Annotated in this window: 10 protein-coding genes and 1 pseudogene; 5 read left to right on the forward strand and 6 right to left on the reverse strand. The window is 61.2% G+C overall.

All coding sequences use genetic code 11. The features are described 5' to 3' along the window. Positions 1 to 2 precede the first annotated feature (2 nt). The 4 genes from ABIN98_RS05160 to dctP form a co-directional block, all read right to left on the reverse strand. Complete coding sequence (locus tag ABIN98_RS05160) at positions 3 to 1,361, reverse strand: malonyl-CoA decarboxylase (protein WP_346908007.1); 1,359 nt, start codon at positions 1,359 to 1,361, stop codon at positions 3 to 5. After that, a complete protein-coding gene (locus tag ABIN98_RS05165) occupies positions 1,358 to 2,674 on the reverse strand; it encodes a TRAP transporter large permease (protein ID WP_346908008.1) in 1,317 nt (438 codons plus the stop codon). The genes ABIN98_RS05160 and ABIN98_RS05165 overlap by 4 nt, the downstream gene beginning before the upstream one ends. Then, complete coding sequence (locus ABIN98_RS05170) at positions 2,671 to 3,156, reverse strand: TRAP transporter small permease subunit (RefSeq protein ID WP_346908010.1); 486 nt, start codon at positions 3,154 to 3,156, stop codon at positions 2,671 to 2,673. Before ABIN98_RS05170 ends, ABIN98_RS05165 begins: the two co-directional genes overlap by 4 nt. Before the next feature lie 137 nt (positions 3,157 to 3,293). Then, a complete protein-coding gene (dctP, locus tag ABIN98_RS05175) occupies positions 3,294 to 4,241 on the reverse strand; it encodes a TRAP transporter substrate-binding protein DctP (RefSeq protein WP_346908025.1) in 948 nt (315 codons plus the stop codon). Positions 4,242 to 4,440: 199 nt separating this feature from the next. On the opposite strand from dctP, the gene ABIN98_RS05180 reads away from it, so the two are divergent. Beyond that, positions 4,441 to 5,151: a GntR family transcriptional regulator gene (locus tag ABIN98_RS05180; protein WP_346908011.1), complete on the forward strand. Its 711-nt coding sequence runs from the start codon at positions 4,441 to 4,443 to the stop codon at positions 5,149 to 5,151. Positions 5,152 to 5,241: 90 nt separating this feature from the next. Continuing rightward, a complete protein-coding gene (locus tag ABIN98_RS05185) occupies positions 5,242 to 5,892 on the forward strand; it encodes a hemolysin III family protein (RefSeq protein ID WP_346908013.1) in 651 nt (216 codons plus the stop codon). 58 nt (positions 5,893 to 5,950) lie between these two features. Here ABIN98_RS05185 and ABIN98_RS05190 read toward each other — a convergent pair whose 3' ends face one another. Continuing rightward, positions 5,951 to 6,691 (reverse strand): L,D-transpeptidase, encoded by a 741-nt coding sequence (locus ABIN98_RS05190; protein ID WP_346908015.1) that lies wholly within the window; start codon positions 6,689 to 6,691, stop codon positions 5,951 to 5,953. Between the two features lie 174 nt (positions 6,692 to 6,865). On the opposite strand from ABIN98_RS05190, the gene ABIN98_RS05195 reads away from it, so the two are divergent. Together ABIN98_RS05195 and ABIN98_RS05200 are read left to right on the forward strand one after the other, a co-directional pair. Further along, positions 6,866 to 7,921 (forward strand): dipeptidase, encoded by a 1,056-nt coding sequence (locus tag ABIN98_RS05195; RefSeq protein WP_346908017.1) that lies wholly within the window; start codon positions 6,866 to 6,868, stop codon positions 7,919 to 7,921. A 406-nt stretch (positions 7,922 to 8,327) separates the two neighbouring features. Further along, positions 8,328 to 9,098, forward strand: coding sequence for a GntR family transcriptional regulator (locus tag ABIN98_RS05200; protein ID WP_346908019.1), 771 nt, complete (start codon positions 8,328 to 8,330; stop codon positions 9,096 to 9,098). Positions 9,099 to 9,107: 9 nt separating this feature from the next. On the opposite strand, the gene ABIN98_RS05205 is transcribed toward ABIN98_RS05200, so the two are convergent. After that, complete coding sequence (locus tag ABIN98_RS05205; protein ID WP_346908021.1) at positions 9,108 to 9,593, reverse strand: BA14K family protein; 486 nt, start codon at positions 9,591 to 9,593, stop codon at positions 9,108 to 9,110. Between the two features lie 173 nt (positions 9,594 to 9,766). On the opposite strand from ABIN98_RS05205, the pseudogene ABIN98_RS05210 reads away from it, so the two are divergent. Next, positions 9,767 to 11,586, forward strand: a pseudogene (locus ABIN98_RS05210) (ABC-F family ATP-binding cassette domain-containing protein). Positions 11,587 to 11,765: the final 179 nt, after the last annotated feature.

Consider the following 11,765-nt stretch of genomic DNA (forward strand, 5'->3'; position numbering starts at 1 on the left):
GCTTAACTCACCGGCGTCAAGGATTTGTTTTGGGGAACGGCTTTGATCAGTTTCTGGACCTGGGAACTGGAGGCGACCGCCCCGGTTTCGGCGTAGGATTCGTGATTCCGCTCTATATATCTCAGATCATAGAGGTAATTCACCATGAAGCCGTGTGCCTGGGCGAGACCGTTGGGGGAAACGTCTCCGAGCCAGTTGACCTTTTCCAGGCGCGCGCCGTTACCGATATGGAACCGGGCGACCGGATCGAGCGGCCTGCCCTTCCGGTCCTTTTCGCGGGTCAGATAATGCGCGCAAAGGCCCGTCAGGGCCGGCTCCAGGCGTTTGCAGGTCTCCTGGTTGAGATACCAGTCGCCCGTCTGTAATTCCTCGTACAGGTCGTCCCCAAGGGCCGACCGGGCACGTCCCGCCTCGTCCTTCAGATCCCGGGCGAGCCAGCGGGCAAAGCCCGGCACCGGCGACAGGGTGACGAAGGACTTCAGGCCGGGAAGCTCCCGGCGCAGTTCCTCGACGACCTGCTTGATCAGGAAGTTGCCGAAGGAAATGCCGCGCAGGCCCTTCTGGCAGTTGGAAATGGAATAGAAGACGGCGGTATTCGCCTCTTCCGCTCCGATCTCCGCCCGCTCCTCGGCCAGGATCGGGGCGATCGCGCCCGGGATTTCCCGGGTGAGCGCGACTTCAACAAAGATCAGAAGATCATCGACCAGCGCGGGATGGAAGAAGGCGTAGAGCCTTCGGTCCTCCAGACCGATGCGCCGACGCAGATCGTCCCAGCCAGAGATCTCGTGCACGGCTTCGTACTCGATGATCTTTTCCAGGATCGAGGCCGGGGTCGACCAGTCGATCCGGCGCATCACCAGGAAGCCCCGGTTGAACCAGGACGAAAACAGGTGCTCGAAATCCCGGTCCACCTCCCGTAATTCCGGGTGGTCCGCCAGGTAGTTCAGGAGTTCGGCACGCATATCGACAAGGGCGCGGGTTCCGCCCGGTGACAGGTTCAGACGACGGATCAACTCCTGCCGGCGCGGCTCGGAAACCGCGTGCAGCTGCCTCAGCACCGCAGGATCGTCCGGCGCCTCCTGAAGCTTCGCGGCCGCCTGCTGGACAAGGTCAAGATCGGGGCCGAAGCGCTCCAGCAGAGCAAGGAAAAACGCCTGTTTGTCTTCCCTGCCAAGTCCGGCGTAGGTCGACAGGACATCCTGGGCGATGGCAACTCCGGAGGCTTCGCCGCGCCCTGACAACAGCTGTTCGCACAATTCGACCACGGGGATACCGGAATTCCGGTTCCGCCGGGAATCGAGCAGCGCGCGTCCCTGTTCGGTTATGGAAGACAGCAATTCTCCGAAGAAACTTGTGTTCATAAGGCCCTGCCCAGCATGAGTTCCGGCAGCCATGTGGCGATCCCCGGGAAGAGACAGAGGATCACGATCCCGACCACCATACACAGCACGTAAGGGATCGACCCACGCAGGATTTCGGCCAGCGTGATGTTCGGAGCGATCCCGTTAATCACATATAGGTTCAAACCCACCGGAGGTGTAATCAAACCTATTTCCATGTTGATCGTGAGAATTACCGCGAACCAGTAGGGATCGAAACCTGCCTGGAGGATGATCGGCAGCAGGATCGGCGCGGTCATCAGGATGACGGCGACCGGCGGCAGAAAGAAGCCCGCGACCAGCAGAAACAGGTTGATGATCGCCATCAGGACCCAGCGATTGACGTCGAGATCCGCAATCCAGCTGGCGATCGACTGGGTGACGAACATGGACGACAAGGTGTAGGAAAACAGTTCCGACGCGCCGATGATCATCATGATCATCACGCTTTCCTTCAAGGTGTCGCGGAACATGCGCGTCACCTTGGAAAAATCCCACATCCTGTAGATCACCACCACGAGCACGATACAGAAGAGCGCGCCGACGCCGGCCGCCTCCGACGGCGTGGCCACCCCGCCATAAAGCACGTAGAGAATGGCCACGATGATGGTCAGGAACGGCAGCACCCGCGGCAATGCCGCGAAGCGTTCCTTCATGGTGAAGCTTTCCGTCAGGTCGGATAGCCCAACGCCCCGGCGTTTGCAGTCGTATACCGTCCACGCCATGAAAAGTGCGGTCAGCATGAACCCCGGCAGGAGGCCCGCAATGAACAGGCGGCCGATCGAGCTTTCCGTGGCGATGCCATAGACGATCATGGTGATCGACGGCGGAATCAGGATGCCGAGCGTCCCGCCCGCGGCAATGGACCCGGCGGCGATCCCGTTCGGATAGCCGCGCTTGGTCATTTCCGGAATGCCCATCTTGCCGATGGCCGCGCAGGTCGCCGGGGACGATCCGGAAAGGGCGGCGAAGATCGAACAGGCGCCGAGGTTCGACAGGACCAGCCCACCCGGGACCCGGTTCAGCCAGCGGTCAAGCGCCTCGTAAAGATCCTTGCCCGCGGGCGAGGACGCGACCGCCGCCCCCATCAGGATGAACATGGGGATCGAGACGAGACCGAAGGACGCCAGTCCGCCGAAAAAGGTCTCGCCCAGAATGGACAGGCTGCCGGGGCCGTCGACGATCAGGAGCGCCATGACCGAGACAAACCCCAGAGCGAAGGCGATCGGTGTTCCGATACCGAGCAGCGCCAGGAGCGCAATCAGCACCAGCAGGCCGGAAACAAGCGGGCTCATTCGTGCGCTCCCCAGATCTTGGCCAGTTCGGCGATGTATTGCAGCGTCATCAGTCCGATGCCCACCGGCAACGGCAGGAGCGGGATCCAAAGCGGCAGCGCCCAGACCGTATCCGTCGTCCAGTCATAGCTCCAGGCTTCCTCGAAATAGGTCCATCCGGACCAGGCAAGCATGGCCGCGAACGCCAGGCCGATCAGGCCGGCAAGTGACTGCATGAATTCCTTCCAGGGCCGCTTCAGCGCCATTTGCAGCAGGTCGACATTCACATGCCCTTTTTCCATGAGGACATAAGGGCTTGCGAGAAAGGTCATGGCGACCAGGGCATAAATGACGAATTCCGTCTGCCAGACGGTCGAGGCGTTCAGGAAATACCGGATCACCACCATCTGGGTCACAACCAGAATGGCCGCTGCCAGAAGCAGAAGCGAGATGACGGCGGCCCCACGCGAGAGAGCTGAAACCCAACGGATATAGGCGGTCATGCGAGACGTCCGAGGTCGCGGCAGCCAACCTTGCGCGCACGTCATCCGCACGCAGCAAGCTGCCAGTTACTGGTTGTCATGAAGGTCTGCCGGCCCGGCGCTGATGCGCGCCGGGCCGGAGGAAAGTATCTACCGGCTTATTCGACCGCCAGAGCCTTGTCGATCAGCTGCTGACCGCCCTCGACCTTTTCGGCGAAGTTCTTGTAGGAGGTCTCCTTTGCGATCGCGAGCCATGCGTTGTAATCGTCGGCGGACATTTCGACGACCTCGACACCGGCATCCTCATAGGCCTTGACCAGCTTGTCATCGAGCCCCTTGGCCTGACCGGCGAAATAGTCTTCGGCCACCTTGGCCGCCGCCATCAGGGCGTCCTGCTGCTCCTTGGAGAGCTTGTCCCAGCTGCGCTTGGACATCAGGATCGGCTCATACATGAACCAAAGCGCATTGGCGCCCGGCTTGGTCAGGCAGGTCACCTGCTCATAGAGGCGATAGGACACGAACGAACCGGACGAGGTGTTGGCAGCGTCCAGAACGCCGGTCTGCAGGCCGGTGTAGATTTCCGAAGACGGCATGGAGGCAATCGAACCGCCGGCGCCGACGAGCATCTGCTCGAAGGCCGGACCGGCCGCGCGAGTTACCTGCCCCTTCATGGAGTCCGGGCTGGTGATGCACTGCTTCTTGGACGCAAATGCGCCGGCGAGCCATGCATCCGCCAGAACCACGACGCCGGCGTCAGTGATGACCTGCTTGATGTCGTCCATGAACGGCGACGTGTTCAGGCGCGCCGCACGCTCGTGGTTGCGCACCAGACCCGGCATCAGGGTGGCGGAGAATTCCGGATGGCGGCCGGAGGCGTAGTCCAGTGGGAAGGCCGAAACATCGAGCTGACCCTTGACCATGGCGCCCCACTGTTCCTTGGGCTTGAACAGCGAACCACCCGGGTAGACCTGGATCTTGACGCCGACATTAGCCTTTTCCATTTCGCGCGCCAGGATCTGGACCATTTCGTCGCGAACGTCACCTTTGCCGCCCGGCCACTGGTGCGACGCCTTCAAGGTAACATCGGCAGCATTCGCCACAGGCATGGCGGCACATACGGCAGCGCTCAGGACGAGCGCCGTCTTGATAAATGTCTTCATAATTTCCTCCCGTTAGCGCGCCATCCAATTTTTACGGAAGTCTGCGCGCGGGCGGTTACCCGCCAAGTCCAAGGCAAACATAGCTCTCGCATGCGAGTCAATCTTTTTTGTATACAAGAATTGGCTTTTTGCATAAATTGAGCCCATGACCAAATCCCGCAGCAAAGCCCGGCGTGCCGAAACCCTACGCGAAGCCCTCGAAGGCGACATCGCGACCGGACGCTATCCCGCGGGTACCCGCCTCGACGAAGTCACGCTTGCCACCCGTTTCAACGTCTCGCGCACGCCGATCCGGGAAGCCCTGATCGAACTTTCCGTCTCCGGCCTGGTCGAAATCCGGCCGCGGCGGGGCGCTTTCGTGCGGGAAATCGGCATTCCCCGGCTGATCGAGATGTTCGAGGTGATGGCGGAGCTGGAGGCCATGTGTGGCCGACTTGCCGCACGGCGGATTTCCTCCAAGGAACTCGCCAGTCTCCAGGCGGCCCACGAGGCCTGCAATCTCGCCTGCGAGGACGGGGACCCGGACGCCTATTACCACGCGAACCAGACCTTTCACGAGGCGATCTACAAGGCAAGCCACAACGGCTTCCTGGCCGATCAGGCCCGGACCCTGCAGAACCGGCTCAAGGTCTACCGGCGCCTGCAATTGCGCGTGCGCAATCGTGTCGAGATGTCTCTGGCCGAACACCAGAAGATCGTCGATGCCATCGCCCGCGGCGATGCGGAAGCAGCCGGTGACCTCCTGCGCCAGCATGTCCTGATCCAGGGCGAGCGCTTCAACGATTTCGTCGCCTCGGTCGCCTCGCACCAGGAAGAGGCGGAAGCCGAGCAGCCGCTCCGCAGTGCTGCCGGATAATTGTCCCGTCTGCCCAATATCCCGCCTTGAAAGCGCCCTGAGTTTCCATCACGCTCACCCGTGTCTTGAACGCACACAGCGGGAGCAGCCATGCGCATTGAAACGCTTGCGGAAAAGATCGCCGACGGAACCGTCCATGTGATCGGCATCGGCCTCGGCCTTGCGGCGACCATCACCCTGATCGCGATCTTGTGGAATTCGCCCGACACCGGACGGCAGGTGAGCGTGTTCGTCTATACCGGCTGCCTGATGGCCATGCTGATCTGCTCCGCGCTGTACAACATCTTTGCCAAGGAAAAGAAGCAGGGACTGCTGCGCAAGCTCGATCACGCGGCGATCTTCCTGATGATCGCGGGCACCTACACCCCGCTGGCCTCGATGATCATCGGCGGCTGGACCGGCGGCATCCTGCTTGCCGTCGTCTGGACGGGGGCACTCGCCGGCGCGATGCTGAAACTCGTCAATCTGAAGGGCGTTGAACGGATCACCGTGCCCCTGTGCCTGGCTCTGGGCTGGGTGGTGGTCTTTGCCTTCAAGCCCCTGCTCGACAAGGCTTCGGGCTTCGGCTTCAGCATGATCCTTCTGGGGGGCCTGCTTTATACGGTCGGCACGGCGTTTTATGCCTGGAAACGACTGCCGTTTCAGAACGCCATCTGGCACGCCTTCGTGCTGGCGGCCGCCATCTGCCATTTCAGCGCAGTGCTTTATGACGTGGCGCTTATGCCGGTGACGGCGAGTTAAAACGAAAAGAGCGGCCCTCTTGGAGGCCGCTCTGTCTCGTCGATATTCCGAAACCCGGTCAGACGACCTGATGCTGTTCCGCCTGTTCCTTGGTCAGAACGATGACCTTGGTACGCAGGGGAACGCGGCTGAACAGGTCGATCACGTCCTGCTGCCACATGCGGATGCAGCCGGAGGACGCTTTCGTCCCGATGCTGGAGGGCTTGTTGGTGCCGTGGATGCGGAACAGCGTGTCCGTGGAGCCTTGCCAGAGATCCATCGCGCGGGCGCCGAGCGGATTTTTCAGCCCCGGCTCCATGCCCTTTTCCCAGTAACGACCGAGCGACGGCTTGCGCGCGATCATTTCCTGCGGAGGCCGCCAGAGCGGGTGTTCGCGCTTGACGCGGATCAGAGCCTCGCCGGACCACGCGAAGCCGGAGCGGCCGACGCCGATGCCGTAGCGCAGGGCCTTCTTGCGGGACAGGGTCCAGTAGAGGAAATTGTTGTACGGGTCGACGATGATCGTGCCCGGCTGTTCATGAGACTTGTAGTCCACCACCTGGCGCCAGAACTTCTGGTCGAACGACTTGTAGTTGATCGCCGGCCAGGTGTAGTCGCCATCCGGCCATGCCGCATAGGCGGAGGCGTAATCGAAGGTTTCGTCAGGCAGGTCCGGCTGGTCGTGCAGACCGACCGAGTAGCCGCCCGAAAGCGGGACTGCCATCATCACCAGCCCGCCACCCAATAGGGCGCGACGGCTGAACGAATTGCTCACAGATTCCGCAGGGGACGTTTTCGTCGGGTCAAATTCGCTCGGCATGATGGCTCCGCTGTTTTCCTCGCATTTTCATGCGCAGTTTGACGTCCATTGGCAAGCGCTTTCTGGGGCGGACCCGGTCGGCACTGGAAATTTCGGACAGGTATCGACAAATATGAGACAGGCTTTAATTTTGTCTCTCCCTCCCCTCCTCCCGTCAGCCCGAGGTTTCCGCTTTTGTCTTCGAACAAGATCCCCGTCTTCGACGGTCACAACGACACCCTTTTGAAACTGGAAATCGAGGCGGGCACGGCGAAGGAGCGCAGCTTTTTCGACCGTACCCAACAGGGACATATCGACCTGCCGCGCGCGCGTGAAGGCGGATTTGCCGGCGGGCTGTTCGCCATGTTCGTGCCTTCGAACATCCACCAGGACTTCACCAAGCCCTTCAATCCGAGAGATCCGGCCAATTACGCCGAGATATCCCAGCCGGAAGCTCTGGGTTTCACGATGCGTATGGCGGCCCGCGCGCGACGGTTGGAGCGGGACTCCGAAGGCGGCTTCACCCTTTGCCGCAGTGTTGCCGACATCGAAAAGGCCATGGCGGAAGACAGCATCGCCGCCGTTTTGCATATCGAGGGCGCGGAGGCGATCGATACCGATTTCAACGCGCTGGAAGTTCTGCACGCGGCCGGCCTGCGCTCGCTCGGTCCGGTCTGGAGCCGCAAGAACGCCTTTGCCGACGGGGTGCCGATGGCCTTTCCCTCATCTCCGGACACCGGGCCGGGGCTGACCGATGCCGGCCGGGCCCTGGTGACCGCCTGCAACGACCTCAAGATCCTGATCGACCTGTCGCATTTGACGGAAAAAGGGTTTTGGGACGTGGCCGAAACGAGCCGCCATCCCCTCGTCGCGAGCCACTCCAATGCCCATGCGCTGTGTCAGAGCGCCCGCAATCTGACCGACCGCCAGCTCGACGCCATTCGGGAGAGCGATGGCCTTGTAGGTGTCAATTTTCATATTGCGTTCCTGCGCGAGGACGGACGCTACGACCGAAGCACACCGCTGGAGACCATCGTTCGCCACTTTGCCTATCTCGTGGAACGGCTCGGCGAGGATCGTGTCGGCTTTGGATCAGACTTCGACGGCTGCATGGTGCCGGCGGAGCTTGGTGATTCTTCCGGCCTGCAAAAGCTGGTTCATGCGTTTCGGGATGCCGGTTTCGATGAAAAGCTCATTGAAAAACTGTCCTACAAAAACTGGCTGCGCGTATTATCTCACACGCAGAATTGACTGATCGTTCAAAAAGTCGCGAATTTGTGATCGAATAGTCAAATATAGTAATTGTCCGAATTCTCAGCCAAAATAACAATGGATAAAACATGCAACAAATGCCGGGATCAGACCTTCTGGAAGGTCCGTTCCGGGCGGGTGCAGTCAAGTGTCGTGGGCAAACGATTTCAACAAGAAGCTGCGTTACCGGACAAAAGCCGGAATGGAGCTCACCAAAACAATAGCCTTCGGAACCTGAGTGCACCGGACGTTTAAAAGGATCTGCACGGCCCCATCGATCCGTCGATCAGGAATTATCGACCGGATTAAACCGAAGCGACCGAATAAAATCCGGCATTCGACCGGAAGTACGGCTTGTGCGGTTTTGGGGATGGCAGTCTGGATCTAGAGGGAGACAGACCGACCAATGACATTGGCCGACATAGCCGCCAATCCGCTGTTTGCCGGGAAAAACACAAGCAAGTCCGAGACGGTGCATCAAATCCTGAAACGCCGGATCTTGCTGGGGTATCTCACGGACGATTCACCAATTACCGAACAGGCTCTGGCGCAGGAGTTTTGCTGTTCGCAGGGCACTGTGCGTGAAGCGCTTCTCCGGCTGCAGGAATGCGGGCTCGTCGACCGGCGCGGCTACCAGGGAACCTTCGTCACCCGAACGACCCAGGACGAAGCCGTCATCCTGACCCGCATGCGCGTGCATCTGGAATGCACCGGCGTCGAACGCGCGGTTGCGGCAGCTGATGATGCCAAGATCGCCGACCTCAGGGAGCTTATTGACCTCTACGAAGAAAGCCGGGAGAAGCGCGACGTCTTTGCCTGCTCGGAAATCGACCGGCGCCTGCATTGCTTCATTTTCGATCTGGCGGACATGCCCATGCTCGAACCGTTCCTGAACCGGGCGCATTTACAGCTGCACCGCTACATGGTCTCCGGCCATCAGGGTAATATTGTGTGGAACCGAAACGAGGGGTCGCGGCACATCGACATCCTGGACGCTTTCGAACGCCGCGACGCAGCCTCCGCCAAACGGCGGATGAAGCGTCATATCGCCCAGTCGGTCCACAATCTCGCACCAGAGATCTACGCGATCGTTTTCGAGAAAGACCCGGAGGGCGAGCCGCAGATGACACCGAAACAACTTTGGAATCCGGCGCTTTCCGTGTCGAATGCACTCTGATCTTTCGCTTCAACGGCACATCCGGACCCGGCCGCTGTAAGTGCGGTAGGTTCCTGTGCGCGGATTGAAGGACTTGTATTTGCGCGCGCAGTAGGCGACCCATTCCGGCGACCACTGGACAGGGCGATAGGCCGGCGGCTGATAATAGCGCGGCGGGTTGACATAGGCCCGGGACCGGTAGGGATAAGGCGCGGGCGGAAGATACCGGTAGGGCGGCGGATCGTAGTAGATCGGCCCGCCATAATAGCTTGGTCCGGCATAATAACCCGGGCTGGACAAGGCCGAGCCGATGATGGCTCCTGTCGCCAGACCGATGACACCGGCCGCTGCCGCGCCACCCCAGTAGTTTCCGCCGCGATAGTAGTGGCCATGATGGCGGCCACCCGCCTCGGCCGAGGAAAGAGTAACGGCGACAAGACCGATCGTGGCGATCGCGGCCAGGCAGACATTGCCAACCCGTCGATTGGCCTTGAGAGAAAACACAGACGGTATCATCTCCATCCTCCACAGCATGGACACTTCCAAAGCCCCGACCCACATTCCGAAGGTTACCACAAGACACCGAAATCAGGGCGCGAATAAGGAATTCACTTGAAACTCTCGCGCGGATCGTATTCCTGACGGCAACCGGTCTTCCGGACACCCCTCCAGACACGCAATCGATTTTCATGGCCCCTCCTCTCCTCACCCTGCGCGACATTCACCTGACCTTCGGCGGCACGCCGCTCCTGACCGGCGCGGAGCTTTCCGTTTCCGAAGGCGACCGGATCTGCCTGGTCGGGCGCAACGGCTCGGGCAAGTCGACGCTGCTGAAGATCGCCGCCGGCCAGATCGAGGCGGATGGCGGCGAGCGCTTCTTCCAGCCGGGTCGCACCATCCGCTACCTGCCGCAGGAACCGGACCTTTCCGCCTACAAGTCCGTGCTCGACTATGTGAACGAAGGGTTGGCACCCGGCGACGATCCCTATCGCGGCCAGTATCTGCTCGACGTGCTCGGCCTCACGGGCAAGGAAGACCCCAAAGCGCTCTCCGGGGGCGAAGCCCGCCGGGCAGCGCTTGCGCGCACGCTGGCGCCTGAGCCGGACGTGCTCCTGCTTGACGAGCCGACCAACCACCTGGACCTGCCGGCCATCGAATGGCTGGAAGAGGAACTCAAAGGTCTGAAATCAGCCATCGTGCTGATTTCCCACGACCGGCGCTTCCTGGAAAACCTGTCGCGGGCCACCGTGTGGATCGACCGGGGCACGTCCCGCCGACTCGACAAGGGCTTTGCCCATTTCGAGGCCTGGCGCGAAGAGGTGTTCGAACAGGAAGAGATCGACCAGCAGAAGCTTGCCCAGAAGATCAAGCGCGAAGAGCACTGGATGACCTATGGCGTCACCGCCCGGCGCAAGCGCAACATGCGCCGGGTGCGCGAACTCGCCGACCTGCGCCAGCAGAAGCGCGATCATCGCGGGCCGCAGGGCACCGCCAAGCTCGCCGCCACGGACGCCGAAGTCTCCGGCAAGCTGGTGATCGAGGCGAAGGCGATTTCCAAGAGCTACGGCGACCGGGCGATCGTCACGGACTTCTCCACCCGCATCCAGCGCGGCGACCGGATCGGCTTCGTCGGCCCCGAACGGCGCCGGCAAGACGACGCTTTTGAAGATGCTTACCGGGGAACTCACACCCGACACCGGCTCCGTCCGTCTCGGCACCAACCTGGAGATGGTCACCCTCGACCAGAAGCGGGAACATCTGAACCCGAACGACACGCTCTCCTCCGTTCTGACCGGCGGGCGCGGCGACACGGTGGTCGTCGGCAACGAGACCAAGCACGTCATCGGCTACATGAAGGACTTCCTGTTCTCGCCGGAACAGGCGCGCACGCCCGTCGGCGTGCTCTCCGGCGGTGAACGGGCACGGGCCATGCTTGCCCGCGCGCTGGCGGCAAAATCCAACCTGATGGTGCTCGACGAGCCGACCAACGACCCTCGACCTGGAAACCCTCGACCTGCTGCAGGAACTGCTCTCCGACTATGAGGGCACCGCGCTGATCGTCTCCCACGACCGTGACTTCCTCGACCGGGTGGCGACCTCCGTCATCGTTTCGGAAGGAGGCGGCAAATGGCAGGAATATGCCGGCGGCTACTCCGACATGCTGGCCCAGCGCGGCGAAGGCGTGACCGCGCGCAAGGTGGAAAAGGCGGCGCCGAAGAAGACCAGGGAAGAGCCCGCACCAGCGGAAAAGGCGGCCAAGCCCGCCGGAAAGTCGAAGCTCAGCTTCACCCAGCAGCACCTATTGAAGACCCTGCCGCAAACCATTGAGGCCCTTGAGTCAAAACTTGGCCAGTTGCAGCAGGAGATGAACGACCCGGCGCTCTACACGAAGAACCCGGACAAATTCGCGAAGCTTTCGGCACAAATCACCGAACTGACTGCGGAAAAGGACTCCGCGGAAGAACAGTGGCTGGAACTGGAGATGCTGAAGGAGGAGATGGAGTCCTGACCGGACCTCTCCTTCGTCATCCCTGCGAAGGCGGGATCCAGTAAACTACTGAATTCGCTTTTCTTTCCACTCGCAAGCCACACGGCGTACTGGGTCCCGGATCTCTGCTTGCGCTCCGTCCGGGACGACAACTGTGCCGGAGGCAGGTCTTCGCCTCTCGCTGCCGTCATCCCATGACT

It is taken from the genome of uncultured Roseibium sp. (genome assembly GCF_963675095.2).
In the GTDB taxonomy this organism is placed as follows: domain Bacteria; phylum Pseudomonadota; class Alphaproteobacteria; order Rhizobiales; family Stappiaceae; genus Roseibium.

What these genes read in the sequence shown, in the direction of transcription:
- ABIN98_RS05160 (WP_346908007.1), bottom strand. Translation starts at nt 1,361, where the DNA reads ATGAACACAAGTTTCTTCGGAGAATTGCTGTCTTCCATAACCGAACAG.
- ABIN98_RS05165 (WP_346908008.1), bottom strand. Translation starts at nt 2,674, where the DNA reads ATGAGCCCGCTTGTTTCCGGCCTGCTGGTGCTGATTGCGCTCCTGGCG.
- ABIN98_RS05170 (WP_346908010.1), bottom strand. Translation starts at nt 3,156, where the DNA reads ATGACCGCCTATATCCGTTGGGTTTCAGCTCTCTCGCGTGGGGCCGCC.
- dctP (WP_346908025.1), bottom strand. Translation starts at nt 4,241, where the DNA reads ATGCCTGTGGCGAATGCTGCCGATGTTACCTTGAAGGCGTCGCACCAG.
- ABIN98_RS05180 (WP_346908011.1), top strand. Translation starts at nt 4,441, where the DNA reads ATGACCAAATCCCGCAGCAAAGCCCGGCGTGCCGAAACCCTACGCGAA.
- ABIN98_RS05185 (WP_346908013.1), top strand. Translation starts at nt 5,242, where the DNA reads ATGCGCATTGAAACGCTTGCGGAAAAGATCGCCGACGGAACCGTCCAT.
- ABIN98_RS05190 (WP_346908015.1), bottom strand. Translation starts at nt 6,691, where the DNA reads ATGCCGAGCGAATTTGACCCGACGAAAACGTCCCCTGCGGAATCTGTG.
- ABIN98_RS05200 (WP_346908019.1), top strand. Translation starts at nt 8,328, where the DNA reads ATGACATTGGCCGACATAGCCGCCAATCCGCTGTTTGCCGGGAAAAAC.
- ABIN98_RS05205 (WP_346908021.1), bottom strand. Translation starts at nt 9,593, where the DNA reads ATGATACCGTCTGTGTTTTCTCTCAAGGCCAATCGACGGGTTGGCAAT.